The sequence below is a fragment of the Cellulomonas sp. P24 genome, from assembly GCF_024704385.1.
In the GTDB taxonomy this organism is placed as follows: Bacteria; Actinomycetota; Actinomycetes; order Actinomycetales; family Cellulomonadaceae; genus JAJDFX01.
In genome coordinates this window covers 1,242,767-1,268,604 of the sequence record NZ_JAJDFX010000002.1, presented here as the reverse complement: position 1 = coordinate 1,268,604, position 25,838 = coordinate 1,242,767, and the positions used below count along the sequence as shown (strand labels likewise).

General features: G+C 69.0%; 28 protein-coding genes and 1 pseudogene. 17 read left to right on the top strand and 12 right to left on the bottom strand.

Annotation, left to right across the window (positions count from 1 at the left end; translation table 11 throughout):
* The first annotated feature begins 128 nt into the window (after positions 1-128).
* Positions 129-557 carry a hypothetical protein gene (locus LJB74_RS05935; RefSeq protein WP_259307667.1) on the top strand — a complete coding sequence of 143 codons (429 nt, stop codon included), beginning with the start codon at positions 129-131 and terminating at the stop codon, positions 555-557.
* Between the two features lie 556 nt (positions 558-1,113).
* Positions 1,114-1,635: a hypothetical protein gene (locus LJB74_RS05930; protein ID WP_259307666.1), complete on the top strand. Its 522-nt coding sequence runs from the start codon at positions 1,114-1,116 to the stop codon at positions 1,633-1,635.
* A gap of 223 nt (positions 1,636-1,858) precedes the next feature.
* Here LJB74_RS05930 and LJB74_RS05925 read toward each other — a convergent pair whose 3' ends face one another.
* The gene (locus LJB74_RS05925) at positions 1,859-2,440 is read right to left on the bottom strand and encodes a hypothetical protein (protein WP_259307665.1); all 582 of its coding nucleotides are present in this window, start codon (positions 2,438-2,440) and stop codon (positions 1,859-1,861) included.
* Positions 2,437-2,775: a PadR family transcriptional regulator gene (locus LJB74_RS05920; protein ID WP_259307664.1), complete on the bottom strand. Its 339-nt coding sequence runs from the start codon at positions 2,773-2,775 to the stop codon at positions 2,437-2,439. The genes LJB74_RS05925 and LJB74_RS05920 overlap by 4 nt, the downstream gene beginning before the upstream one ends.
* 73 nt (positions 2,776-2,848) lie before the next feature.
* Between LJB74_RS05920 and LJB74_RS05915 the strand changes: the two genes are divergently transcribed.
* From LJB74_RS05915 to LJB74_RS05880, 9 genes and pseudogenes are all read left to right on the top strand, one after another.
* Complete coding sequence (locus tag LJB74_RS05915; RefSeq protein WP_259307663.1) at positions 2,849-3,256, top strand: hypothetical protein; 408 nt, start codon at positions 2,849-2,851, stop codon at positions 3,254-3,256.
* 152 nt (positions 3,257-3,408) lie between these two features.
* On the top strand, positions 3,409-4,341 hold the full coding sequence (locus LJB74_RS05910) for a hypothetical protein (protein WP_259307662.1): 933 nt from the start codon (positions 3,409-3,411) through the stop codon (positions 4,339-4,341).
* Between the two features lie 80 nt (positions 4,342-4,421).
* Entirely contained in the window at positions 4,422-5,051 is a 630-nt protein-coding gene (locus LJB74_RS05905) for an ABC transporter ATP-binding protein (RefSeq protein WP_259307661.1), read from the top strand.
* Positions 5,048-6,289: an ABC transporter permease gene (locus LJB74_RS05900; protein WP_259307660.1), complete on the top strand. Its 1,242-nt coding sequence runs from the start codon at positions 5,048-5,050 to the stop codon at positions 6,287-6,289. The genes LJB74_RS05905 and LJB74_RS05900 overlap by 4 nt, the downstream gene beginning before the upstream one ends.
* 43 nt (positions 6,290-6,332) lie before the next feature.
* A complete protein-coding gene (locus tag LJB74_RS05895) occupies positions 6,333-6,641 on the top strand; it encodes a LysR family transcriptional regulator (RefSeq protein ID WP_259307659.1) in 309 nt (102 codons plus the stop codon).
* A 170-nt stretch (positions 6,642-6,811) separates the two neighbouring features.
* The gene (locus LJB74_RS05890; RefSeq protein ID WP_259307658.1) at positions 6,812-7,204 is read left to right on the top strand and encodes a hypothetical protein; all 393 of its coding nucleotides are present in this window, start codon (positions 6,812-6,814) and stop codon (positions 7,202-7,204) included.
* 305 nt (positions 7,205-7,509) lie between these two features.
* A pseudogene (locus LJB74_RS20815) lies at positions 7,510-7,899 on the top strand (hypothetical protein); the annotation flags it as partial.
* A 171-nt stretch (positions 7,900-8,070) separates the two neighbouring features.
* Positions 8,071-8,460: a hypothetical protein gene (locus LJB74_RS05885; protein WP_259307657.1), complete on the top strand. Its 390-nt coding sequence runs from the start codon at positions 8,071-8,073 to the stop codon at positions 8,458-8,460.
* Complete coding sequence (locus LJB74_RS05880; RefSeq protein ID WP_259307656.1) at positions 8,457-9,011, top strand: TetR/AcrR family transcriptional regulator; 555 nt, start codon at positions 8,457-8,459, stop codon at positions 9,009-9,011. The genes LJB74_RS05885 and LJB74_RS05880 overlap by 4 nt, the downstream gene beginning before the upstream one ends.
* 181 nt (positions 9,012-9,192) lie before the next feature.
* Here LJB74_RS05880 and LJB74_RS05875 read toward each other — a convergent pair whose 3' ends face one another.
* The 5 genes from LJB74_RS05875 to LJB74_RS05855 form a co-directional block, all read right to left on the bottom strand.
* Positions 9,193-9,822 (bottom strand): hypothetical protein, encoded by a 630-nt coding sequence (locus LJB74_RS05875; RefSeq protein WP_259307655.1) that lies wholly within the window; start codon positions 9,820-9,822, stop codon positions 9,193-9,195.
* Positions 9,823-9,835: 13 nt separating this feature from the next.
* The gene (locus LJB74_RS05870; RefSeq protein ID WP_259307654.1) at positions 9,836-11,143 is read right to left on the bottom strand and encodes a NucA/NucB deoxyribonuclease domain-containing protein; all 1,308 of its coding nucleotides are present in this window, start codon (positions 11,141-11,143) and stop codon (positions 9,836-9,838) included.
* A gap of 187 nt (positions 11,144-11,330) precedes the next feature.
* The gene (locus tag LJB74_RS05865) at positions 11,331-12,815 is read right to left on the bottom strand and encodes an FAD-dependent oxidoreductase (protein WP_259307653.1); all 1,485 of its coding nucleotides are present in this window, start codon (positions 12,813-12,815) and stop codon (positions 11,331-11,333) included.
* A gap of 224 nt (positions 12,816-13,039) precedes the next feature.
* Positions 13,040-13,714, bottom strand: coding sequence for a response regulator transcription factor (locus LJB74_RS05860; protein WP_259307652.1), 675 nt, complete (start codon positions 13,712-13,714; stop codon positions 13,040-13,042).
* Positions 13,715-13,731: 17 nt separating this feature from the next.
* On the bottom strand, positions 13,732-14,910 hold the full coding sequence (locus LJB74_RS05855) for a sensor histidine kinase (protein WP_259307651.1): 1,179 nt from the start codon (positions 14,908-14,910) through the stop codon (positions 13,732-13,734).
* 273 nt (positions 14,911-15,183) lie between these two features.
* On the opposite strand from LJB74_RS05855, the gene LJB74_RS05850 reads away from it, so the two are divergent.
* The gene (locus tag LJB74_RS05850; RefSeq protein ID WP_259307650.1) at positions 15,184-15,711 is read left to right on the top strand and encodes an RNA polymerase sigma factor; all 528 of its coding nucleotides are present in this window, start codon (positions 15,184-15,186) and stop codon (positions 15,709-15,711) included.
* Positions 15,708-16,535 (top strand): hypothetical protein, encoded by an 828-nt coding sequence (locus tag LJB74_RS05845; RefSeq protein ID WP_259307649.1) that lies wholly within the window; start codon positions 15,708-15,710, stop codon positions 16,533-16,535. The genes LJB74_RS05850 and LJB74_RS05845 overlap by 4 nt, the downstream gene beginning before the upstream one ends.
* A gap of 196 nt (positions 16,536-16,731) precedes the next feature.
* On the opposite strand, the gene heR is transcribed toward LJB74_RS05845, so the two are convergent.
* Entirely contained in the window at positions 16,732-17,529 is a 798-nt protein-coding gene (heR, locus tag LJB74_RS05840; RefSeq protein WP_259307648.1) for a heliorhodopsin HeR, read from the bottom strand.
* 216 nt (positions 17,530-17,745) lie between these two features.
* Between heR and LJB74_RS05835 the strand changes: the two genes are divergently transcribed.
* Positions 17,746-18,156 (top strand): Hsp20/alpha crystallin family protein, encoded by a 411-nt coding sequence (locus LJB74_RS05835; RefSeq protein ID WP_259307647.1) that lies wholly within the window; start codon positions 17,746-17,748, stop codon positions 18,154-18,156.
* Positions 18,157-18,288: 132 nt separating this feature from the next.
* Here LJB74_RS05835 and LJB74_RS05830 read toward each other — a convergent pair whose 3' ends face one another.
* The 4 genes from LJB74_RS05830 to LJB74_RS05815 all read right to left on the bottom strand — a co-directional run bounded on the left by LJB74_RS05830 (position 18,289) and on the right by LJB74_RS05815 (position 22,402).
* Positions 18,289-19,122 carry a universal stress protein gene (locus LJB74_RS05830; RefSeq protein ID WP_259307646.1) on the bottom strand — a complete coding sequence of 278 codons (834 nt, stop codon included), beginning with the start codon at positions 19,120-19,122 and terminating at the stop codon, positions 18,289-18,291.
* A 196-nt stretch (positions 19,123-19,318) separates the two neighbouring features.
* Positions 19,319-20,266 (bottom strand): sugar kinase, encoded by a 948-nt coding sequence (locus LJB74_RS05825; protein ID WP_259307645.1) that lies wholly within the window; start codon positions 20,264-20,266, stop codon positions 19,319-19,321.
* A 9-nt stretch (positions 20,267-20,275) separates the two neighbouring features.
* Complete coding sequence (locus LJB74_RS05820) at positions 20,276-21,586, bottom strand: alpha-glucosidase/alpha-galactosidase (protein WP_259307644.1); 1,311 nt, start codon at positions 21,584-21,586, stop codon at positions 20,276-20,278.
* A 78-nt stretch (positions 21,587-21,664) separates the two neighbouring features.
* Positions 21,665-22,402: a DeoR/GlpR family DNA-binding transcription regulator gene (locus tag LJB74_RS05815; protein ID WP_259307643.1), complete on the bottom strand. Its 738-nt coding sequence runs from the start codon at positions 22,400-22,402 to the stop codon at positions 21,665-21,667.
* A gap of 245 nt (positions 22,403-22,647) precedes the next feature.
* On the opposite strand from LJB74_RS05815, the gene LJB74_RS05810 reads away from it, so the two are divergent.
* The 3 genes from LJB74_RS05810 (at position 22,648) to LJB74_RS05800 (ending at position 25,813) form a co-directional block, all read left to right on the top strand.
* Positions 22,648-23,997, top strand: coding sequence for an extracellular solute-binding protein (locus LJB74_RS05810; RefSeq protein WP_259307642.1), 1,350 nt, complete (start codon positions 22,648-22,650; stop codon positions 23,995-23,997).
* 86 nt (positions 23,998-24,083) lie between these two features.
* Positions 24,084-24,980: a carbohydrate ABC transporter permease gene (locus tag LJB74_RS05805; RefSeq protein ID WP_259307641.1), complete on the top strand. Its 897-nt coding sequence runs from the start codon at positions 24,084-24,086 to the stop codon at positions 24,978-24,980.
* On the top strand, positions 24,977-25,813 hold the full coding sequence (locus LJB74_RS05800) for a carbohydrate ABC transporter permease (protein ID WP_259307640.1): 837 nt from the start codon (positions 24,977-24,979) through the stop codon (positions 25,811-25,813). Before LJB74_RS05805 ends, LJB74_RS05800 begins: the two co-directional genes overlap by 4 nt.
* Positions 25,814-25,838 lie beyond the last annotated feature (25 nt).

Here is a 25,838-nt window from a genome sequence, read left to right as displayed (position 1 = left end):
ATGGCCATCGATGGACTGGGGGGCTGAATGATCGTCGTCCGTGGCTTCAGCAGGGAACTGGTCAAGCCGGCGACAGGATCGGCGCTGGTGGACTCGTCGGGCCGCACCGTGCCCGGAAGGTCGTTGTCATGGACCTGATCACCGGATGGTCATGGGAGTGCTATCTCCTGCCGGTTCTGCTCGTCGTGGCGTGGCCGCTGCTGTGGTGGCGGGGCAGCCGCCGGATCCGGTTGTGGTGCGCCGGGCTCACGCCGCTCGGGGCAGTCGCCGCGTTCTTCCTCGGCGGCCTGTTGGTCACGTGGGGACGGAACGGTGTTGCGGTGCCGTGCCACGGCGGTGGTGTGTGCGCCAACGGCAGGGAGCTGGGGGTTGGCAACGATGGCGCCGTGATGGACCTCGGCGTGTTGATCATGATCAACTCGGTGCTGGCCTTCGCCGTTGCGGTGGCCCTCGGGCTCCTGACCCTCGTCGTCGAGCTCGTGCTCTTGGGCGTCAGGGCCCGCAGGCGCACCACCCTGCGCCGGAGCGAGGAGGCACTCCTCAGCGCGGACAGCTGACGTTGATGACTGAGTGCCGGGCTCTCCTCGGAGGTCGCGGACTGGACCGCCGAGGCGACGCTGGTGTCGCAGCCGGCGTCGATGCCTGGTTGGCGCACGGTGTCGGTCGCTGTCAACGTCGGGCGAGAGTGAACCCCATGGCGTCACGACACCAGCAGGTCAGTCGACGTCGACAGCGCTCACGGGAAGGGCGCTCCAGGAACCCGGAGTCTCCTCTACCGTTGCGGAGTCACGTACCTCGTCAGCACGCGACTCGGTCGCGTGGCGGCTGCGCGACGGCGACAGGAAGCCCTCCAACTCCGGCCGTTGGACACCGCCAACGCGTACCTCGGCGCCGTCTCCGAGTGCCGCAGGCACGCTGCCGACACTCAGGACTGGATCCAGAGCTGGAGGGCATCCCGCGAGGCGGTCCACACCGCCGCCGCCGCGATGTCCTGGGATCGACGTGTGGAGTCGATCGCACACAGGGAAGAGGAGAGGGCCGGTGCCGCGGAGCAGTCCCTTGCGCGACATCCATAGGCACCGGTGGCGAGCGCTCGGTGTCCCGGTCCTGTGCGTGACTCTGGCCGCGTGCGGTGCCGACCGCGTCGAGACCGTGGCGCGCGAAGGTGCACTCGATCGGCTGCAAACGAACCTCACCGAGGCGGTCGGTTGCCTGACGTCGGTGGCACCTCAGGTCGATCCGGCCCTCGGGCCGGACGTGTTGCCGAACGTGTTGGCGCCCTGCGGCGATGTCGACGTCCTCAACAAGGATGACGCGTTCATCTGGTCCGACCAGGTCGAGTTCGGCATCGGGGACGGGAGCATCATCGTGTCCGGGACGATCGCAGGCGAACGCGTCACGCTGGGAGTCGTCTCACAAGGCAGCGGAGTGGCCAAGGTGGGGGTAACCGAGGCCCGCGTCCAGCTGGTGACCTGCTGGCAGGTCACGATCGACTCGGGGGCGGGCGCGCTCGAGGACTATGCCGACATCACTTGTAGAGAGTCCGTGCTCAAGCAGCTCTTCCCCACCGACGTGGTGCCACTCTCGGACCTTGAGATCCCGGACACTGCTTCGGCGACGGGCGGGGGAACGTAGGCGGACGGACCCCGTTTCACGCGGCGGTCGAGACGGCGAACCTCAAGAAGTGCCTCGTGGTCTGCTGCACGGGTAGGTGACCCCTGATCGGTGGCGCCGGGGTCAGCTTCGCGAGAAGGTGACACTCCGACGTGCCACGTGCTTGGGCCCGCGGGCGGCGCCGCGATCCGGCGCCGACCGGCTCCCCACGGTGCGAGCCGGAATGCTCCGCGGACCGGTCAGGTCACGCTCGGAACCAGATCGTCAGGTGGATGAGCAGGCCGAGAGTCAGGAGGACTGCAACACCCATCGTCCATGCGCGGCGCCTCGGACTGGCGTCGCGCAGGGCTCGCGAGGCGACTGCCTGACCGAGGAGCCAACCGGCCGGGTAGATCACGAGACCGAGAGTGTTCAGTCCCATGAGTTCCGGAGCTGGCAAGTCCGCTTGGAGCGCTGACCTGTAGGCGTCCACGAGTCCGACCGCGTCCGACGATGTCGCCATGGTGCCTGTCGCGTGCCAGGCGATGAAGACGCTGAAGAGGAACGCGATCCCAGAGATTCCGTTGAGCAGCCATTCGGTCGGGGTGGGCCAGAGGCGTCGGACCCCGCTCGGTCGACCCTCGTGCACCCCGGGCTGCCGCGAGGCGCGGATCTCGCGCGCGTACTCAGCGGGGTCGACGCTGGGGGGATCGATTCCGATCTCGTCGAGGTGTTCTCGCAGGTCCCGTCGGATCTGGCGACGTTCCCGCCACGGCAGGTCAAGGAGGCGCGTGTCCACCTCCGAGAGGTAGCGCTCCGTGCTGCTTGGGCGCAGATTCCCGATCATCGCTGCTCATCCTTCGTCCTGTCGATCCGGATCCCCGCCATGGCGCGAACGAGTGCGTCCCACTCGACGGTCGCGTGCTCCAACGCCGTGCGGCCGCTGTCGGTGAGTCGGTAGTACCTCCGTGCGGCACCGGAGGGAGACGCGATCAGTTCCGATGTGAGCTTTCCGCCCGCTTCGAGACGCCGCAGAACTCCGTACACGGACGGGTCGGCGACGTCCGGGAAGCCCGACGATCGAAGTGTGGCGAGCAGCTCGAAGCCGTAGGTCGTCTCGTGGGAGACGACCTCCAGGACGGCGAGCTCCAACGCTCCGCGCATCAGCTCGACACTTGCCATGCACATATCTTACATGCTGTACTCTCCAGCACATCGATCTATCTCAGACAGAGTACCTGGGGAGCGAGAGCACATGAACCAGAAGATGGTCGCCCTGCTGATAGCGGGGGCGTGCCTCACCTTGACCGCCTGTGGTGACGACGGCGTGGCAAGCCAGATCAGCCACTACGACCCGGCAGAGGTACAGATGCTCAGGGATCAGGCCAAGGTCGCGGGGATTGCCGCCGACGACAAGCTCATCTTGAGCACCCTGCGGAATCGCGATGACTGCCGGACCATTCGCAAGGGCCTCACCTCTCTGGCCCAGGGGGTCGCTCCCGCGGAGGTAGCGACATCTCTGCGAGTCCTTGTGAGCGGGAACCGGTCGCGGGGACAGGCAGATCAGGCGGACTACTACGAGCAGGTGATTGACGAGCTCACCCTCGGCGACAGCTCGAACCTTCAGGAGTACCTGGCGAACAACTGTGCGGACGTGAAGTGATGCGGCGTGCGGGCTTGCTGCGAGTCGGGGTGGCCGTGGCTCTCGCTGCGGCGATCGTCGCGATCGCCACAGCCAGGTCGCACACCGGCGCCACGCCCGCGCCCGGAGCCCGCACGGTGTCGACGGCCGAGGTTCGGCACTTCACCAAGGTCGTGACCCTGGCCGGCAGCATACGAACCCGACCAGCTGTCACGGTGCAGGCTGCCGTCGGCACCGTCTGGTCGAAGGAGGCTGGTGCGCCCGTCACCAAGGGAGAGGCCATCGGCGCCGCGCCCGGTGGCGCAGGCAATGGCTCGGCATCAGACCTTGCAGATCAGGTCGCCCAAGCACGTGCCGATCTCAAGACCGCCAAGGAGCTGGCCGCGCTGGATGTCGCTGAAGCCAGGAACGCGCTTGCCGCTGCGGTACCGGAGCAGCGCGCACAACTCCAGATCGCGTATCAGCGGGTGCAGATCACGACCGAGCGGACCATCCGAGATGGTGAAGCACAGGTGGCGCGCCTGCAGAACCAGGCCGCAGCTGGGGAAGGCGTCGTCGTGGCACCCGCAGACGGGACTCTCATCCTGCCGAACGCGCCGGACGGGACTGCTTCCGTTCAGCCACCGGGCTACCAGGTCGCCGCCACGGTCGATCCTCTGCTGATGTACGACCTGGCTGGCGTCCTCGCTGCCGGGTCGCCGTCAGCGCAGGTCACCATCAGCAGCCGCGGTCTGGACTTCGCATGCTCGCAACTGCACTCGCAGACATCCGCCGGTAGTTCGAACGACGCGGGACCCACGATGTCCCTGGTCTGCGATGTTCCCGCGACCACGACGGTCTATGCGCAGACTCCCGTGACGATGGCCGTGACCGTCGTCGACCTCACGGACGCGCTCCTCATCCCGGTGACCACGGTGAGGACCAGCGTCAACGGCAGAGGTGTGGTCATGCTCGAAGGCGCGAACGGCCAGGAGACCAGCCGCACGGTCGCTCTCGGAGCAACTGACGGACTGGTCGTTCAGGTGCTCGACGGCCTCACAGCCGGAGACCGCGTCCTGGATCAGACCGGCGTGCAGGCGTCGAGCGGCGGGCAGCTGCAGAAATGACCGGTGCCGCTCTCTGCCTCGACCATTGCGCCCACGCGTTCCCTCAACCTGACGGCACGTTCAAGACAGTGCTGCGAGACATGTCCCTCGAGGTTGACCCGGGTGAGTCCGTCGCGATCATTGGTCGGTCCGGCTCGGGAAAGTCCACGCTTCTGACCATCCTCGGGCTGCTCCGACCGATCCAAGCAGGCTCGTACCTCGTCGACGGCGAGGACACCCGGGACTTCTCCGAGGCGGCACTCGCGAACCTCCGATCTGAGACTTTCGGCTTCATCTTCCAGGACTTCCTGCTCATGGCTCGCCACAGTGTTCGCACCAACATCGAACTGCCACTGACGACGCGTGGCACGGACCTATGGCGTGACCGCCGGGCGCGGGTCGATCAGCTCCTCGAGCAAGTCGGACTCGGCGGGTTGGATGGTGTCCGGCCGAACATGCTCTCCGGAGGGGAACAACAACGCGTCGCCATCGCCCGGTCCCTCGCGCACCGTCCTCGCGTCGTCCTGGCCGACGAGCCAACCGGCTCACTGGACCCGGCCACGGCCGACGTGGTGATCCAGACCCTCCTGCAGGCTGCTCGAACCGAAGGAGTGACCCTCCTGGTCGTCACGCACGACCCTCAGATCGCCTCTCGCATGGACCGAGTCGCGCGCATCGAGGACGGCTGCGCCGTCGGACCGCGCCCCGTGAGTGTGGAACGACGCCCGTGATCCCTCCACTGCGCCTGCTCGGTCTCGTCTGGGCCGAGATCCGAGCGAACAGAACCCGGACCGCCGGCATGGTCGCCTGCATCGCCATCGCGGTGACCACCTTCACGTTGGTGGTCCAGCTGTCCATGACTGCGCGCGAAGGGGTCGCGGATACTGTCGAGCGCACCCAAGGGAGCCTCGGAACGATCCGCGTCACCGCCTCGGGAGCGGCCGGCCACGCCATCCTCGCTGCCACATCGCCCATCCCTGGTGGACCGTCGTCGGGGCGGATCATGGGCCTCTTCGACGCAGATCTTGGCGTGGGCGGAGCTCCCACAACGGCGAGGCTCGCCGCCGCGGACCCCGGCGTGAGTGACGTCCTGCCAATCCGGATGAAGTACGGGAGGTGGCTTACGCCAGAAGACGGCCAGCTGCTCGCGCTGGTCGCGGTGCTGACATCGACGACGGCTCGCGATCTGTCCTCGCATGCCCACCTGCCTGAAGCGGCACTGCTCGGCCGCGACATCACCGTCGAAGGACCTCAGCCAGTGATCGTTCACGTCGTCGGCGTGCTCGATGACTGCCCGCTACAACGATTCCAGTCCAGCCCCAACACCGTGTTCGTTCCCTTCCAACCGAGCCAGCCCGGCGCTGCGCTGAGCATCGCGTCGGACATTGCCGCTCGGAGTGTTCCCACACACGTGCAGATGTACCTATCCGCGCCGAGCGACCCCGACGCTGCCCAGTCATCTGCGAGGACCACCGTCGCGACTCGGCTTCAATCCATGGGGGCACCCCGCCCCACGGTCGAGGCCGAACGGATCGACACCGCCGACAGCTTCACTGGGGCGACACGAGCGCTTGCGCTGATCCTGACTGTGATCGGCGGGATCTGTCTGATTGTCGGAGCAACCGGGGTGACCACTGTCAGTCTGATGTCTGTTCGAGAACGTACGAAGGAGCTGGCACTGCGGCGGGCCACAGGAGCCCGCCCGGGAATGCTCTTCGCACTCGTGCTTGCCGAGAACATGGCTGTGCTGACGCTCGGCGGCGTCTTCGGTGTTGTCACGGCTGCCGCGCTCGCCGCTCTCGCCAACGCACCGTGGGCTCCGAGCCTGGGCGGGTTCACCATTGCGCCGCTGTCCCTCTCCACGGCCGCGATCGCCGAGGCTGCCTCCATCTTGGTCGGCGTCGGCGCGGGACTGCTGCCCGCGTGGAAGGCTCGTCGGCTCCCCGTCATTGAGGCGCTGCGACTATGACCTGCCCAGGCCCGGAGCAGTACCTGCGATCCCGGCGGTCCGGATGATCTCCTCGGTTCAGCACCTGATGTCATTCGTCGCGGTCGCCGAGACCGGCACGATCGCAGAGGCGGGAGCAGTACTCAACTACTCTCCGTCGACGATCATCCTGCACGTTCAAGCCCTTGAGAGAGATCTGGATCTCCGGCTCCTCGAGCGTAGTGGCCGGACGCTGGACCTCACCACCGCAGGTCAGCGGCTCGTGGTGCCGGCGCGGTTGAGTCTGCTCTCGATTGAGGTCTTGCAGGACATCGCTCGCAGCTGTCGTGTCAACCCGCTCCATCGTCGGACCGCTGGCGGCCAGGGATCGTAGCAGTGACGCGCGTTCCACGGAGGAACACCCCAGGCACTCACGGCGGTTGCCTTGGGCCGCGACCGAGAGTCGGCAGCATCGGGGGCGCAGAGCCGAAGGTGATGCGTACGGACCGGCACTCTCGGCCGCGCGTGTCACCAACAGACGATCGAGCAGAAGGAGAACGAGAGATGAAGCGCATGATTGCCATCGTCGGCACCGCTGTCGTTGCGACAGCGACCTTCGCAGGCGGGACCGCCTTTGCGGCCACGGCTTCCTGGTCCGGCACCGTTGACAGTGGCGGGACCACGAAGGTCTTCGACACCCAGCGCACGTCGAGCCAGCTCGTCCAGGAGAAGGCGACGACCGCCCCTGGGGATGTCGGCATCGCACTCGTCGGCTGCACCAACATCACGACGATCAGCGCCGACCAGCGGCACACCGCCGGCGGCTCCTACAAGACCTACTCCAACAGCGCAAACAAGTGCTTCCGACACCAGATTCACCGATGGAACGGTGCAGACACGAACGGTTGGCTCCCCGGCAACGGAGTCACCGACATCGCCGGATCAGTCGTCTGGTGACGTGGGTCGCCGTCGTGTTTGGGATGCGACCGCGCCCCAGACACGACGGCGAGCTGCCCCTGGTTCTGGTGGACGTCCGGGCCGCGGGACGTGGATCGACTGATCGCCGGTCACGTCGTGCCCGACCGGTGCGGTCCGTTCATCCAGTGACAAGCGCGCGGGGTATGCAGATGCCCAGGTACGGGCCGCTGAGTTGCGGAGATGCTCCACGCCGAAGATGGCGAGCGCCACCCTCGATGATCCCCCACTACTAGAAAGACAGCAGGTCAGAGGTCCTATCGCGCTTCGGAGTCATCCGATCTCCCGTGGCCGCCAACGCCTTCCGCTGCGACTTGTCCGTGGCGTCGCACGACGAGCTGGCCGCCGGGACCGGCTCGATCGCCCTCGGCACCGATCTTGCGTCCCGCTGGCACCGGGTCGACGGCTGGGGCCACCTCATCGGGGACCTCGGGTCGGGTGCCTGGATCGGGGCGCGTGGGCTGCAGGTCGGGGCGCGTGGGCTGCAGGTCGGGGCAGCAGCCGCCGACGGACGCGACCCCGCCGGCGCCGCTCTGCGTGACGCCCTGGCGGCGCGACTCGGGCCGCCCATCGGGTGGCCTGCGGCGATCTACCAGCGCGCCGACCGTACGGGGGTGCTCGCGGACCTCTCGCGCGTGGTGCAGGACTGTGCGCGTGCGGGCGACGGCGCTGCGCACGCGATCCTCCGGCCGCATCGGGTCGATCCCGACGGCGCCGCTCACCACGCTGACCGCGCAGTGCCGGGGCGTCCAGCGAGGTCAGCGTGTCCTCCGACTTGTTTGGGCGATCGCCCAGGGCTATCGTCCAAGGGGTTCGTACGGAACCGCCGACGCGAGAAGAGACGCACGATGACCCTGCCTGTCCTGACCACCCTGACCGCTGCCCTGCTGGTCTGGGAGACGCTGCTCCTGATCCCGATGGTTCCCGGCAAGCTGATCGACACGCGCGACTTCGCCCCGCTCCCGCGGTGGCAGTACAACGGATTCAACGTCTTCCTGACCTCCCTGGGGCTCGTGAGCCTTGCGGCAGCCGGGTTCGCGATGGCAGGGGCGCGGTGGACGTTCGTCGCGGCGATCGTGCTGGGTCTGCTCTACGTCGCCGTCTTCGCCGCCGACCTCGGGGAGGTCTTCCCTGTCGTTCCCGACCCGATCCCGGTTCAGCTGCTCGTGCTCGAGGCGATCTCGCTGGCCTCGGCAGGCGTGTTGGTGGTCGTCGCGATCACGGGCGCCCGCTTGTGACCGGCGGGCCCGAGCGCCCGGCGCCCCGCGACAAGCTCATCGCCGCAGCCGGCGAGCTGATTGGCGAGATCGGCTGGGGGAGTGTCAGCACCCGTCGGGTCGCCGAACGGGCGGGGCTGAACCCGGGACTCGTCCACTACCACTTCGCCGGCATCGACGAGCTCCGGCGGGTGGCGGCGATCCGCGGGGTCCGCGAGTTCTTCCAGGGGCCGATCGAGGAGGCGCTGGGGCATGCCGAGCCCAGCGTCGCGATCGCCGCACTGCTCGACGCGCTGTCCCCTGCCGAACCCCGCGACTCCCGGCTCCTCCTGCTCTACGAGTCGCTCGTCGCGGCCAGCCGCGATGACGCGCTGCGCGCCGAGATCGCGGCCCCGCTCGCCGAGCTCCGGCAGCTGCTGGCCGCATGGCTGACCGACCGGGCGGTGACCGACCCGGAGGCGACCGCGGTGACGATGACGGCCGCGATCGACGGGTACCTCCTTCAGCGATCGCTCGATCCGACGCTCGAGCCCGGACCGCTCATCGCCGGCCTCAGCAGGCTGCTGAGCTAGGCCATGTCTCTCATCTGCGTGTCCGGGTGAGGAAGGCGGCGAGGATGACTGCGGCTCGGTAGCTGGTGGCCGGAACCTGCGGGTGCTAGGTCAGGGCGACGGTGACCCCGCCGCGGGGCGTACAGCGGGGTACCAGCGACGGGGCGGTCGGGCCGAGCGGGCGCCGCGGGTTCGTGCCGCGTCACTCGGCGTTGTCGCGCACGTGCAGACCGATGAGCTGGCCGGGGGCGCGGGTGTGGTCGACGTCCCATGCTCCGTCGGCGGTGGGGATCCAGTAGCCGTTGTCCAGGGCCCAGTGCCACCAGCCGATGCGTTCGGTCAGGGAGATGGTGGCGCCGAGGCCTCCGACGACGCCATAGCTTCCGGTCGGTGAGTTCGGGGCGTCGGGGTCCCTGCAGTCCATGACCACCGGTGAGTCGTTGTGGAACAGCATCACGTACTGCCGGTCGAACATGGAGGTGAGGTAGATCGAGTCCGCGCCGCCCAGGACCGGGTCGTCGAACGCCTCCTCGTCCCACGTCAGCTCGTGCTGGTGGGCGGAGCGTTGCAGCGAGGACCGCAGCCCGCAGAACGCCTTGTACGGCGTCAGGCTGGGCACGCGCCAGTCGTCCTCGTAGTTGAGCCGGTCCCCGTCGTGCCACATCCACAGCGCGGCGGCGTCCTGGCTGAGGCGGACCCCGAACTCGGCGCTGATCTGGTCGACCTGCTGCTGGGTGAGCCCGGGTCGCAGCCGGTCGACGACCGGCACGCCGAGGCCACGCAGACGCTCTTCGAAACCCGTCAGCGCCTGCGTGACCTCGACCGCCGTCATTCCGACATCCTCCTCAGTTCCCGTTGCAGATCGCCAGCGTCGAGACCGATGGTGCTTCCTTCGGTACCGGGACCCACAAGAACGCCTTGCCCTCGGTGATGTGGCAAGCCTGGAGGAACATGCTGTATTTCGTTCCCTGTGCCGAGTTCTGGACTGAGTCGATTGCCTTCAGCGACGGTCGAGGGACCGCGAGCCCGCCACCTTGGAGCGTGCTGTAGAGCGGGAACTCGTCACAAGCCTGTCCGGTCACCTTGGCCTGGCAGATCGCGTCGGTGTCCTTCCAACCTGGGGTCGACGGGTTGTTGGCACGTGCCCGGTAGTTCTGCTGAACCCACGCCGGGTTGATGGTGAGTGCTTCGATGTCGTGATCGGTGGCTTCCTTGACGTCGGCCTGACCGGACAGGAACACGGGCTTGGTGGAGCACTCCTGGTAGGGGTCCGCCCCGCTCATCGCATTCGCGACAGCCTCCAGGCACTGCCGGGTGGCGATCGCTGCGGTCTGGGCGTCGACCTGGTTCTCGGCCATGATCCGTTGCGATGCTCTGACCACCTTCCAGACCTCGTCGGGGACCGTTGGCGGCACAGGTCGCGGCGTGGTTGGGCCTTCCGGGGTGCCCACCCACGTCGGGGTGGACGCCGGCTGGGAACCATCGCCGACGAACTCCAGGGCGATCATCGCCACCACGGCCTGACCACCGGCCTTCAGCATGGCTGCGAGCACGGTGCGCATCGTGGCTCCCGTCATCGAGGCCGCCGCGTCGCACGCCAAGGTCTCGTCAGTCGCTGTCGATTCCGCCTGGTGGCTGCCCGGCATGAAGACCGACGCGGCACACACGTCCTGGGTCAACACCCCACCACTGACCAGCGCCTGTGCCAGTGCCTCGATGTCGATCTGCTGGCCCACATCCCTGATGACCACCCCCGCCGCACTCGCGGCGACCGGTGGTTGAGGCGTTGAGACACCCACCGACCCCGGGCTCACACCGCCGATCGCCTCGCCAGACGTGTAGGTGTACTCACGGGCCCCGGAGTGAGTGTCCTGGCCCACGGCCCACCACGCCTCACCATCACCCTCGATGACGATCTGCACCGCGGTAGACGACCCCGGCTGCCACCCCCAGTCCGCCAACGCGCTCGCGGTGATGTTCGTGTACAGCCCGTCACCGTCGAAGGCCGCGTAGGACTCCATCGCGGTGACCAGGTTCCGCATGCTCGACGCGGTCACACTGTCGTACGGCGAGAACGCCGACGCCGGGACCGCAGCCCCGAGCAACATCATCGCCGCGCCGCCAATCGCGCCAACGATCGACCTGAATCTCATGGAATGCCCCCTGACACCCGGGGCGAGCAGGTCCGGCGGTCAGCGACTCTCGCCCCCGCCGGTCGCCGACTGCGCCGACGCTACCGCGCACAGGCAACGCACAGGCCAACTCCAGCCGAACTCCCTCGAACGGCCTAGCTTGCGCGCGACGTCCGCGGTCACTGGTCGCGACCCCGGACCGTCCCGCTCAGAGCGGAGCCGGGGCCTTCAGCGTCTCGGCGATGTGGTCTGCGGCCAGCCAGCCCGACGTCAGCGCGAAGCCGCAGCCGGCGCCGGGAACGGTGAGGGTGTACGACTCGCCGAACAGTCCGCCGGCGTCGCAACCGACCGAGTACAGGCCGGGGATCGGCTGCTCGTCCGCGCCGATGACCTGCATGTTGTCGTTGATCCTGATGCCACCCATCGTGATGATGACGGCGGGCTCCATCCTGAGTGCGTAGAACGGGGCCTTCTCGACGGGGAAGAGGAACTTGGGCTTGTAGAACTTCGTGTCGCGTCCGGTGTGGCACAGCGTGTTGTACTCGGCCACCTCGACCGTCAGCACATCCGGGTCGACGCCCATCGCACGCGCGAGCTCGTCGAGCGTGTCGCCGCGGAACACCTGCTCGCCTGCCTCGACGTCGCCGGCCAGCTCGGTGGGCAGGTTCGTCAGCGGTGTGCCCGTGACGATGAACTCACCGAGGCCGACCTCGCAGCCGTCGGTGACGAGGTGATCGATCTGCGCCGAGTCGAGGATCGTCCACGCGTAGCCGTCCGGCAGGCCGGCCAGCACGTCACCGGCATCTCCGGAGTTCAGGCCGACGATCTCGTCGGTGAAGCGGCGCCCCGCGGAGTCGAGCCACAGGTAGGGCTGCACCCCGGCGCACGTCGTGTGGGACACGATCGTCTTGCCTCGCATCAGCGGGATGATCAACGACGTGCCGATCGAGCGGAACGCCTGGGCGCCGACGCCGAACATCATCGTGAGCCCGTCGCCGGTGTTGCCGGGGCTCCCGATGCACGCCATCGTGCGTGCCGTGGCGTATCCCGTGTAGTGGGCGAACATCTCCGGGTTGCCCGCGAACCCACCGGTCCCCACGACCACCGCGCCGGCCCCGAGCCGGACCGGTTGACCGTCGGCGTCCTTCGCAGTGACACCCGCGACGCGCCCTTCGGCCATGACGATGCTCTCGACGGCGGTCTGGAGGAAGATGTCGACACCGAGCTGGCGGGCTTGCGCGGTGAGGACCTCGATCACGCGGGCGATCTGCCCCTCGGGGATGTGCCAGGTGTAGATCTCGTTCGGTGCGTCGACGGCGACCACCTTGACCGCCTCGTACACGATTCCCATGTCGCGGAGCATCTCGACCGTCTTGTCGGCGTTGTCGACGTACCGCGAGACGACGGCCGGGTCGGCCCGCCAGTGCGAGTAGTCGACGAGGGCGTCGAAGCCGTCCTGCTTCGTGACGTTGATGCCGCGCTTGGCCTGCTCGTCGGACCCGAAGGCCGCGTGCCCCTCGGCGAAGGCCGAGCATCCGCCGAGAATGGGCATCTTCTCGATCAGCGCGACGCTCAGGCCGTTCCGCGCCGCCTGCACGGCGGCCGACAGCCCGGAGCCACCCCCACCGACGACCACGACGTCGTAGCTGGCATCGAGCGCGTCGGGGACGAGCGAAGCGGTGAGGTCGGACATGACTGACTCCTGTCTCGTGGTGACGGGACGCACGCCCGTCGAGAGCCTCGACGAGAGCGGGGACGTCGTCGTCGTCGCGCGCTCCGTCACCGCCAGTCTTGCGACGTGCGCGAACGGTCCGGTAGCACCGTGCGGCTACATCGGGATGGCCGAACGGCCACCTCGGCGTGGCTTTCCGGCCCGGTCCGACTCGCCCCGGCCGTGGAGCCGGTGCGCGGTCCGCGTCAGTCGACGATGCCCGAGCGGACGCTGTAGACGGCGACCTGGACGCGGTTCTTCATGTGCAGCTTCGTCATGACTCGGCCGAGGTGCTTCTTGACCGTCCCCTCGCTGAGGCCCAGCTCGGCGGCGATCTCGTCGTTCGACAACCCCTCGACCAGGAGCCGCAGGACGTCGCGCTCGCGGGGGCAGAGATGGTCGGCGTCCCGAGACGGCACTCCGACGACCGGTGCCATGCCGAACTCGGCCAGGACCTTCGCCGCGATGGCGCTCGACAGAGCCGTCTCGCCGCGCATGACACCGGCGAGGTAGTCGCGCAGCCGCTCAGGAGGTTCGTTCTTGCTCAGGTAGCCGTGGGCGCCGGACCGCAGGGCGAGGAACACGTCCTCGCCGAGGTTCGACATGGTCAGCATCACGACGCGGACGCCCGCGTCCTCCGCGGTGATGCGGCGGGCCGCCTCGACCCCGCCGATGCCCGGCATCCGTACGTCCAGGAGCACGAGGTCGGGTCTCAACCGCCGCGCGAGCCGGACCGCGTCCTCGCCGTCGCAGGCGAGACCCGCCACCGTGAACTCGTCCCAGCGCTCGATGAGGGCCCCCATCCCCTCCCGGAACAGGGCGTGGTCGTCGACGACGAGCACCGACGTGGGCGCCGTGCCGGGCATGCTGGTGTCGGGCATGCTGGTGTCGGACATGCTCACGCCCCCCTGCCGACCGGGAAGGCGCCGAGCCACTCGCCCGTCAGGGGCGCATCGGCCACGACGACGGTGCCCCCGCCGTCGGAGCGGCCGATCAGCAGCGACCCGTCGACCTGCTCCATCCGCTCCCGCATGATGCTCAGTCCGAGGCGTGAGTCGGGCACGGTCTCCGGGTCGAACCCGTTGCCGTCGTCCTCGACCTCCAGCCGGATCCTGGTCCGGGCGGACAGCAGCCGAACCGTGACGTGGGACGCCGCAGCGTGCAGGTGGGCGTTGGACAACGACTCCTGGAGCACCCGCAGGAGCTGGGCCGCCAGGGGGAGAGGGACGGCGTCCACACCGTCCGGGTCCGGGCACTCGAAGGCCGTCGGGATCCCCAGCTCCTGCTCGAAGTGCTCCAGATGGGTGCGGACCTGCGCGGCGAACGAGCCGTCGACCAGCTGGGCGTCGGCCCGCAGACCGAGCATCTCGTGCCTCAGGCTGCGGCGGAGATCCGTGACCGCGTCGTCCAGACGCGCCAACGCTCCGCCGATCTCCACACCCTTCTCGGCATCCAGACGGATCGCCGCCACGTTCAGGCCGATCCCCGCGGCGCGCTGCGACAGGTCGTCGTGCAGCTCGTCACTGAGTCGCCGTCGCTCCTCGAGAGCACCCAGCTCGCGCTCGCGGTCCAGCACCTGCCAGCGGTACAGCGCACTGCCGAGGATGCGGCCGGCCGCAGCCAGGAACTCGTCCTCCGGGCTCCGGAGCACGAACTCCGAGTCGAAGCACAGCAGGACCGCGCCCAGGTGACGTCCGTCCGCGTGCAGCGGCACCACGACACCCCACTCGCCGAACCACTCCTTGAAGCTGTCGGGCTGAGCGATCCACGACTCGTCGTCGAGGTGGTCGGCCGCTGAGACGGGCCACTCCTGCGGGTTGACCCAGGGCGAGCGCACGTGGCCCGCCGCCGACAGCGTCGCGTACTCCTCCGACAGGAACGCCTCGTCGTCGTCGTCCGCGACGAGCTCGAGGCGCGTCCCCGTCGACTCGAGCAGGTAGGTCGGCGCGAGCCGGGCGCCGAGCGTCGTGCGGAGGATCTCGACCGCAGCGAGATAGGACTCTCGGCGTGCGTCGGACCAGTTCAGCGTGTCATTGATCCGCACGAGCTCCGAGAGGTACGAGCAACCCTCGTCCATGGCCGGAGCATAGTCCGCGGACGTCGTCGCGGTCGGGGGTATGGAGCGGGCGGTCGCGGAGGCGATGAGTTCCGGTCGCAGGGGCGTCGGCTCCGAGTCGACCTCGACCCGGGTGGGCGCGCCCGGCCTGACGTCGGGCACGGGTCGTGGTCACGTCCGGCCGGAGTGTGCCTCGAAGTGAGGTCGGGGTCGCGCGCTCGCCGCGGAGAGAGTCGAGGGGGAACGGTCAGGACGGGGGTCGCTCGGACATTACTGGGGTGTGAGGGATGAGAGATGACGACGGCAGAGGGTGCGCGCTTCTCCGGGCTGTGGGACCTGTACGCCCACCGGGTGATGGCGTACGCGTCGCGGCACGTCGATCCCGACAGCGTGCAGGACGTCGTCTCCGAGACGTTCCTGGTTGCCTGGCGTCGACTCGCCGACGTCCCGGGTGACCCGCTGCCGTGGTTGCTGGTCGTGGCCCGCAACACGATCAGCAACCGCCGGCGGTCGTTGTATCGGGCGCGGGTCGTCGAGCTGGAGATGGCCCGATTGGCGCGTGTGGCTCGCCCCGCAGATGGAGCGGATGTCCCGGCGGTGGCTCGCGCGGAGGTGCTGCGCGCGCTGGGGACGCTGACGACGACCGAGCGCGAGGCGGTGTTCCTGACCGCGTGGGACGGGCTGGACGCCGCCGCGGGGGCCCAGGTCGCGGGCTGCTCGGTGGACGCGTTCGCGAAGCGACTGTCCCGGGCACGGGCGCGGTTGAGCGTACAGAGCGACGAAGACGACGACAGTGAGCCGAGGATCAGGAGCGTGCGATGAGTGGCATCGATGGATGGGCTGTCCTCGAGGCGATGGCCCCGGAGGTGGGGATCGACGCGCCGGAGCTTCGGCGTGCTCGCGCCGACCTCGACAGGCGCATCGGCATCCCCGTGCGGAAAGTGCACCGGCGACGGTGGCTCGCGACGGCCGGTGTCGCCGCTGCGGCGTCCGTTGTCCTGGTGGCTTGGCCGAACGGTGCGCCGGATGCGTTCGCATCCTGGGTCCCGACGCCGGTGCCGGCGACACAACCGCAGGTCGACGCAGCGCAGGCCCAGTGCGACGGGGCCCTGGTGGGCTCCACCGCGCAGATCGGCGAGAGTCAGCGCTGGTCGGGGGTGCGCCAGCCGAACGCGCCGTCGTCGATGGCGGTGCTGGCGCGAAGATTCCCGGTGCTGTCCGAGCAGCGGGGGGCCTTCACCTTCGTCCTGAGCGCGAACGCCAGCTGGCTGGTCGGATGCCTGGCTGCCCCGACTGTCTCCGGGGTGCTGACCGAGGCGAACACGGTCGAGAGGTCGTCGCAGCCGGCGGCCCCGGCCGATGACCAGATCGATCTCTTGGGGGCGTCTGACGAGGGCGACAACGCAGGGAACTCGGCGGCGTTGGCCTACGGGCGGGCGGGCGCGAACGTGGCAGCGGTGGACGTGATCCTCAGCTCGGGACCGGTCGTTCATGCGACGGTCAGCCAGGGCTACTGGTCGGCGTGGTGGCCGTCCACCGGGCGGGGCCTGCCGGACGCCCGGGTCCGCCTGGTGCTGGGGGACGGCACCAGTCGTGATCTGGGGGAACTGAGCGAGCTGAGCGCACGATCGGTGGGGTCGTCGTGATCGTGGGGCCTGGTGCCGAGGTCACGTTCGCTGGCATCTGAGAGTGGCTCGGCACCTACAGCCTCATCGGCCGACGAGAAGGTCGTCGAGACGCTCGTCCGCAAGGCGAACAAGGAGAGCTGACGCGCGCGCCCGGTCGTCGCCACCGGGCGCGAGCATCCGACCCCGGCCGGCGCGTCCACCGGGGCGCTCGGGCTCACGCCGCCAGGGTGCCGGCGAAGACCTGCCAGGCCAGGGCGGACTTGGCCAGGAAGCTCAGCACGATGTAGGCGCGCTCGCCGACCAGGTAGTCCGCGAACCGTCGGACCGGGCGGTACTGCAGCCACTGCACCAGCGCGAAGACGTTGAAGAACACGAACAGCGACACGATGATGGCGTAGACGAACCCCGGTGGCTGCGCGGCGGACGTCGACCCGGGTGCGGCGACGTAGATGACGATCGCCGCCCACGGGACCACCCCGGCGATGCACCCGAAGATGAACGGCAGCCACCCGCCGTCCCCGGGCTGGTGGTAGGTCTCCTGCAGCCAGCCGAACAGGATCATCGACGCGTTCACGCCGGCGATGGCCAGCAGGGCCGCGATGTCCGTGATCCCGCACAGCTGGGCGATCACGACGATCATCAGCGAGCTCGACAGCGAGTACTCGACCCACCGGAAGACGTTGCGCTGGTGGGCCAAGCCATCGAGGTAACGCTCAAACATGCCCGGTGCGCTGACCAGCAGGTGGAACAGGGCCGAGAGCAGCAGGAACCCTGCCACGGCACCGGCTACCGGCAGGTCGAGCACGGTGACCGTCTCACCGGTTGAGCCGGGCGGCCCCACCAGGTAGCTCCCCGTCACGGGCAGCGTGAACCCGTTGGCCAGCGCCAGCACGGCTGCGGCGCTCGCCGCGTGCACCAGGGCGGCGAGCAGGTTGGCCCGATGCAGCGCGCGAGCACGGTCGGCGGAGACGGGGACGACGGGGAGCGGCGCGGTTTGGCTCGGTGAGGACACCGGGGCCTCCTTCCGGCAGGATCCCAGTGAACCGGGTTTCGCTGGTCCTGTCGCGCCGACGCCGGGGCGGGCGCCTGCATTCGTCCCGCGCATCCGAGCAGATGCGGCGGTGCAGCCTCACGGAGCAGTGCCCGCGGCGACAGCCGGGGGAGTCGGGGCTAGCGTCGTCACTGGCGGGGTAACAACCGTCGCCCCGCATCGGACGGGAGGTTGACCATGTCGATCGTGCGGCGTGAGAGGACCGATTTGCCGGACGCGTTCCGGCGCTTCTTCGACACCGACTGGGACAAGCCGTGGCTCCGGGTCGAGGAGTTCGTCGAGGACGAGGCGCTGGTCGTGCGGGCCGAGCTGCCTGACATCGACCCGGACAAGGATGTCGAGCTCTCGGTGGTGGACGGCGTCCTGCACATCCGGGCGGAACGCGAGGAGAAGTCCGAGCACAAGGGGAAGGACTCCTACCGGTCGGAGTTCCGGTACGGCTCGTTCTCCCGGGACGTCCCGCTCCCGGCGGGCTCGTCCGAGAAGGACGTGACGGCCACCTATCGGGACGGTGTCCTGGAGATCCGGGTGCCGATGGCGCAGGCGCCGGCGTCCGAGGCGGTGAAGATCCCCGTCCAGCGCGGCTGACGGTGAGGGGCGCGGTGGGCGTCCGCTGTTTGTCGCCCCCGCGCCGGTGGCAGCTCACGCTGGGCACCACGGGCGACGGGCAGCCGCCCACGCTCGCGGCCTCGCAGGTCAACCCGAGAGGGCCGGCGTGCGTCAGGTGCGGACGACGAGCACCGGGCACGGCGCGTGGAGGATGACGGTGTGGCTGACCGACCCGAGCAGCATGCGGGCGACCCCGTGCAGTCCGCGGCTTCCCACGACCAGGAGCCGGGCGTCCTGCGCCGCGTGGAGGAGCGCCCGCGCGGGCTGGTCCTGGACCAGGTGCCGGTTGACGACGAGATCCGGGTAGCGGTCGCCGAGCCCGGCGAGCGACTCGGCCAGCACGACCCGTTCGGCCTGCTCGATCCGCTCGTCGTAGGAGCCCGGGAGGGCGGTCGACGACGGGTAGGACATCGGGACGTGCCAGGCGTGCACCACGGTGAGCTCCTGACCGAGCCGGTCGGCCTCGGCCGCTGCCTCGGCGACGGCCGCGACCGAGTCGGGCGAGCCATCGGCTCCGACGACCACACCCGCTCCGTGGTGCCCGTGACCCTGAGGCACCACGAGAACCGGGCAGTGCGACCCGGCGACGATCTGGTAGCTGAGCGACCCGGCGAAGACCTCCTCGATCGTGCCGAGCGGATGGGACCCCACGACGACAAGCGCCGCGTGCTCCGACGCCTCGGTCACCGCTCTGCCCGGAGTGTGTCGGGACAGCGTCCCGCGCACGGTGAGATCGGGCGCGACCGCCAGCGCGCGGTCGATCTCGCCCCGCAGAAGGGCCTCGGCGTCCTGATTGACCGCGTCGTCGTACTGGTCGTCCGGCACCCCGGTCGCGTGGACGACCTCCAGCTCGTCGCGTCGGGCCGAGGCCGCCTCGGCTGCCCAGACCAGAGCGTCGCGGCTCGAGTCCGTTCCCTCGACCCCGACGACAACAGTGCGTGTCATGACCTCGTCCTCTCCGTGCGTCTGCCCGAGACCGTCTGCACCTGGGGCCGCTGTCGGCGTTGACCTCGGCGAACACCGTGCAGGTGTGCTGTGTCTGCCACTGTCCACCGAGGAGGGCTCACCGGCCAGCGGAGATCGACGGCGACCGGTGGCGCCCCACCCGCCCCGCGGGGGACTTGACTCCCGGAGTGTCGGCTCAGGTTCTCGACCTGAGCCGAGGCGCTGCGGCCCGGAGCTCTGCGAGTGACCGGTTCCCCGACATCGGACCGCGCTGCCCCACGGCCAGCGCGCCGGCGACGTTGGCGTAGCGCAGCGCCTCGGACGCGTCCGTCCCCCCGAGGTAGAGGGCGAGGAACGTCCCGCCGAAGCAGTCCCCGGCCCCGGTCGGGTCGACCGTGTCGACCAGGAGGCCCGGCACGCTCGACTCGCCGTGGCCGGGGAGGAAGAGGCTCGCCCCGTTCGCACCGCGCTTGAGGACGACGACCTCGGCCGCACCGGCCGTCAGCCGGGCCGCGCACGCGGCGTCGCTCTCCTCGCCGAGGAGGGCCTGCAGCTCGCCCTCGCTGGCCAGGACGATCTGGGCGGCTCCGAGGAACCGCCGCAGAGCCGTGACGTACTCCTCGTGGGTGAGCATCTCGCGTCGGAGGTTCGGGTCGAACGAGACCCGGATGCCACGGGCGGCGGCGCCGTCGACGACCTCGGCGATGGCGTCGACGGCTGCCGCGCTGAAGGCGCTGCTGCCCATGACGTGGACGCAGTCCACACCGTCGAGACCGGCGTCGAGGTCGTCCAGACGGAACCTGCCCGACGCCGTCTCGGCGACGTGGAAGATGAACGACCGGGACCCGGTGCTCGAGTACCGCACGAACGCGACGCCGGTCGTCCCGTCCTCGTCGACGCGCACGTGGTCGAGGCCTACCCCGCTCGCACGCAGGCGCGCGAGGCAGGCCTCGCCGAACTCGTCGGCGCCGACCGTGCCGACGATCGACACGTCAGCCCCGCACAGGGCCGCCTGATCGGCCAGGATCGCGGGCGCCCCTGACGGGAATGGCCCGATCCAGTGGCCCGGCTCGCGTCTCGACTGGTCGACCTGCTCGGCGACCATCTCCACGAGGATCTCGCCGATGCACAGCAGCGTCGCCACGGCGTCACCCTATGCCGAGATCTGCACCCGGAGGGCAGGGGGCAGCAGGTCGCCGTGCGCCTCGACCATCGCGTTGCACAGGTCCCAGATCTGCTCGACGGTGAGGCTCGCCGACGTGTTCGCGTCGATCATCGCCGCCTGTCGCAGGAGGCGCGGCTCCCCGCGGACGGCCGCGGCGACCGTCAGCATGCCCGTGCCGACGTACGCGGCGTTGAGGGCGGAGAGCTGGAGGGGCAGCGCACCGACGGCCTGCGGGTGGATGCCGTCGGCGTCCACCACGGCGGGGACCTCAGCGGTGAACGTCTCCGGCAGCCCGTCGATCAGCCCGGCGTTGGGCACGTTCGCGACGATCGTGCGAGGGGTCCCGGTGACGATGCTGTGGATGATCTGCGGCGCGTACTCCTGAGCGTCGTGCTCCCGCTCGCCGATGTCCTCGCCTGCCTGCACCTTGCGTCGCGTCTCCTCGTACTCCGCGACGTTCTCACGGGAGATCCCGAGGTAGTCGCCGACCGGGATCCGCAGCCGCTCGATCTCGGAGTCGGAGTGCATGTACCAGGGGAGGTACTCGGCGGAGTGCTCGCTGGACTCCGTCGGGAAGTACCCGAGGCGGCGGTACATGTCGACGCGCACCCGGCGGCGGAGCTCGGGGTCCGCCGCGATGCGCTCGTCCAGACGCGGGTACAGGTCGACACCCTCGTGCTCCCAGCGGAGGATCCACGCCTGGTGGTTGACCCCGGCGCTCAGGTAGCTGACCTCGTCGAAGGACACGCCGACGATGTCGCACAGGCCGCGCACGGTCCAGTAGACCGAGTGGCACAGACCGACGACCTTCAGCTGCGGCGCGACGGCGTGCAGGTAGGCGACGTTCATCGCCATCGGGTTCGTGTAGTTGAGGAGCCACGCGTCGGGGCAGATCTCGAGCATGTCCTGCGCGATCGCGGCCAGGACGGGGAAGGTGCGCAGCGCGCGGAAGATGCCGCCGATGCCCACGGTGTCGCCGATGGTCTGGCGGAGACCGAAGCGGGCGGGGACCTCGAAGTCGACCTCCGTCGCGGGGTACCCGCCGACCTGGATCGAGTTGATGACGAAGTCGGCGCCCTCGAGGGCCTGCCGCCGGTCGAGGTGCGACGTGATCACGGGTGCCGCCCCCTGGTGGTCGGCGGTGCTGCGGGCGATGCCCTCGGCCGTGGCCAGCCGGTCGGCGTCGATGTCGTGCAGGCGGATCGTCAGGTCCGGGATGTCGCCGAAGGCCAAGAGGTCCGCGAGCAGGTCGCGGGTGAAGACAACACTTCCGGCACCGAGGAACGTGATCGTGGTCATGCGCTCATGCTGCCCGAGAGTGCGCAGTTCTGCAAGAGTCGCGCAGAACTGCTCACTCTGCCTGGGTGAGGGGGCCGGCTACACCACGTGGATCCGGACCCCGCTCTCGCCCAGCTCGCGCAGGTGCTCGGGGTCGGCGCCCGTGTCGGTGACGATGTCGTTGATCTGCGACAGCGCCACGATGCGCGCGAAGGTCACCTTCCCGATCTTGGAGCTGTCGGCGATGACGACGCTGCGGCGGGACCGCTCGAGGAAGTTCCGGTCCGTCTGGGCCTCCATCTCGTGGTACGTGGTGCACCCCTCCTGCGCCGAGAGGCCGTCGACACCGATGAACGCGATGTCGAGGTGGTAGTTGTCGAGCATCATCTCCGCCGCAGGACCGACCATCTCGTAGGAGGGCCGGGCGACGCCGCCGATGACGACCAGCGTGATCTGCGGGCGAGTGGCCAGTTCAGCAGCGATGTTGATGGCGTTGGTGACCACCGTGATGCCTCGCCGGTCGGCCAGCGCACGGGCGACCTCCGTGGCGGTGGACCCGCCGGTCAGGCCGACGACGGCGCCGTCCTCGACGAGGGACGCGGCCGCCCGGCCGATGCGCTGCTTCTCGGCCTGGTTGCGCGTCGCCTTGATCCCGACCGAGAGCTCCTGGCCGACGTCCCCGACGACGGCACCGCCGTGCGTCCGGAGCAGCAGGTGACTGGCGCTCAGGGACTGCAGGTCGCGGCGGATCGTCGCGCCGGACACCCCCAGGGATGCCGCCAGCTGCGCGACGTCGACACTGCCCGTCTCCGCCGCTCGTTCGAGGATGGCTGCCATTCGGTCTGCTCTGCGCACGATGTGATCGTATGGCACGCATCCGGAGTGCGCAAATGAACGGCGCGCCGCGCCTTTCTGATCACTTCGCGGCCAGATTGGCCCTCAGCATTGACGCTCAGCCGCACTGGCTCTAGCGTCTGCCGAAAGTGCGCAGGTTGTCATCGTCGATGACCGGCTTCTGCGCAAGTGATCAGATGCGCGCCGACCTGGCGCGTATGGACCAGCCCATAGGAGGGCCAAGGACCATGAAGAGAACGCCACCACGCATGACCCGGCACGGGGTCGCCGGACTTGCCGGGCTCACGGCCATCGCCCTTCTCGCCACCGGCTGCAGCTCCGGTGGTGGAAGCACCACCCCATCCGGGGGCTCGACCGCCACGTCAGGGGTCACGATCACCGTGGCGCTCCCGGCGGACACTGCGCCCCCGGCCGCCGCTCTGACCGCGTTCACGGATCAGACCGGCATCAAGGTCGACTGGGTCATCTCGGACTGGGACAGCCTCCAGACGAAGATCTCCGCCGCCGCGACCGCGAACACGTACTTCGCCGACGTGACGAACGTCGACTGGTCCCGGGTGGGCCAGCTGGGCAAGCTCAAGTGGTTCCAGCCCCTCGAGAAGTACCTCGACGTCAACGCGCTCAAGGCGGACATGCCGCAGCTCGGCTCGTTCACCCTGGACGGGCACCTCATCGGCGTGCCGTACGACTCGTCCTACATGGTCACCACGGTCAACACCGAGCTGTTCGCCAAGGCAGGCATCACCACGATGCCCACCACGATGGACGAGTACACGAACGACCTGAAGCAGATCAAGGCCAAGGGCGTCGTCGAGTTCCCGCTCAACATCCCGTTCGCGGCGGCCGAGGGCCTGTCGACGTACTGGTACGAGACGACCAACGCGTTCGGCGGCACGGTGCTCGACGCCAAGGGCAAGCCGCAGTTCACCGATCCCAGCTCGCCCGGCTACAAGGCGGCCCAGTGGATGGTCGACGCGATCAAGAACGGCCTCGTGCCGCCCGGGAACATCAACGTCAACGACGGTCAGGGCGAGCAGACGCTCATGGCGCAGGGGATGGCCGCCAGCACGCTGTCCGACTACTCCGGTCTGATCAACAGCCTCTACAACGTCACGGACAGCTCCAAGGTCGTCGGCAAGATCCAGTACCTGCCCACACCGGGCGTCGACGGTCCGGCCGGCAACCTGTCCAACCCGGACGGGATGGGCATCCCGACGCAGGCGAAGTACCCGGCGGCGGCCGCGAAGTTCATCGAGTGGTTCAACTCCGCCTCGACGCAGGAGGACTTCGCCGGACTCAACGGCCAGGACAAGGTGTGGGGCTCGTCCTTCATCCCCTCGCGTGTCAGCGTCGTCGAGAAGCTGGCCCAGGCGGGGAGCCTCGCCGACGGCGAACACCTGGCCGCGATGCTCAAGACCGCCTCGCCGGTGTTCCCGCAGGGTGCACCCACCTGGTACCCGACCTTCTCCAACGCCGTGTACACCAACCTGCACGCCGCGGCGACCGGGTCGATGAGTGTCGCTGACGCCATCAGCGCCATCGCTGCAGTCGCGAACCAGCAAGCGAGCAACGGCTGATGTCCGCCCCGCGGAGGTCGGCACGGCCGGCACCGCGGGCGGACGACGCCAGGCGTGGCGTGGTGGTCGAGGTCGATCGCTCCGGCGTGACGACCTCGGCCCCACGCCCGCCTCGGCGGCGCTTCGATGCGCTGCCCTACGTGCTCGTCGCCCCGGTGGCGATCTTCATCGTGGGCCTTGCCCTCGTCCCGGCCGCGTTCACGATCATCGAGTCGTTCTTCACCGTCGACGCGCTCGACCCGCCCACCCGCTTCGCCGGGTTCGGGAACTTCGTCGAGCTCTTCCACAACCACGCGGTGGTGAACAGCCTCGGCAACACGGCGTTCTACGTCGTCATCGGCGTCACGCTCTCGACGATCCTCGGCATCGCGATGGCGGTGCTCCTGCAGCACCCCTTCCGCGGACGCGGGGTGGTCATCGCGATCCTCATCCTGCCGTGGGCACTGCCCGGCGTGGTCGAGGGCATCCTGTGGTCGGGCATCTTCGACCCGAACTCCGGCCTCATCAACGGCCTCGTCGCCACGTTCCACCTCGGTGCCGGCAACGGCGTGCTGCTCGGTCAGAACCGGCTGCTGACGCTTGCGCTCATCGAGCTCGTCCAGGTCTGGCAGATCACGCCGCTGTCGACGGTGCTGATCTTCGCGTCGCTCCAGCTGATCCCGGGGGAGATCTACGAGGCCGCCGTGGTCGACGGTGCGAACCAGTGGCGCAGCTTCACCTCGATCACGCTGCCCCTGGCTCGACCGGGGATCGCCGTGGCCATGGTCGAGGCGGTCATCGCGACCGTGAACATCTTCGATCAGCCGTACGTGCTGAACGGCGCGGCCTCCACCGGGGCCTCGGTGACGATGGAGACCTACTTCGTCAGCTTCCAGAACCTCAACTTCGGCCAGGGGTATGCCCTCTCGCTGCTCGTGGCCCTGGTGACCGTCGCCCTCTCCGTCGTCGTCGTCCGATTCGTCTACCGGAAGGTCGAACTGTGAGCGCCCGCCGTCACCCGCTGCGACCAGTCGCACTCGGTCTCGTCATCCTCTGGTCGATCGTGCCGATCTACTGGGCGACCAAGTCGGCCCTCCAGACCGAGAGCGCCGCACGTTCACGCCCCGTCGAGTACGTCCCGCTGCACCCCACCCTCGACAACTTCCGGACCCTGCTCTCCGGGGACGGCGGCGTGGCCGTCGGTATACGTCACTCGATGATCAACATCGTCATCGAGTGCGCCGCGGCGACGGGCGTCACGGTGACGCTCGCTGCTCTCGCGGCCTACGCCTTCGCGAGGTTCACCTTCCGTGGGCGCAACGTCCTCTTCTACGCCGTCCTCGCCACGCTGGCGTTCCCGCCGTACACGACGCTCATCCCGCTGTACCGGATCATGAGCGCGTTCAGCCTGGTCAACACCTACACGGGCATCGTCCTGGTGTACGTCTCGGGCTTCCTGCCCCTGGCCGTCTGGGTGCTCCACAACTACTTCGCCAGCATCCCGACGAGCATCGAAGAAGCCGGTCGCATCGACGGCGCCAGCCGCATGCAGGTGTTCTGGCACCTGGTGCTGCCGCTGGCCGTCCCCGGGATCATCTCGGTCGCCCTCATCACGTTCCTGTTCGGGTGGGCCCAGTTCCTCTTCCCCCTGGTGCTCTCGACCGACCTGTCGACCCAGCCGCTCACGGTCATCATCGCGGCGCTCCAGGGCAAGCACACCGTTCCCTCGACGCTCATGAGCGCAGCCGGGCTCCTGGCCATCGCGGTGCCGGCCGTGATCGCCCTGAGCTTCAACCGGTACATCGTGAACGGGCTCCTGGCGGGGAGCACCAAGTGACGGCCCTCGGCCTTCGAGGCCTCAG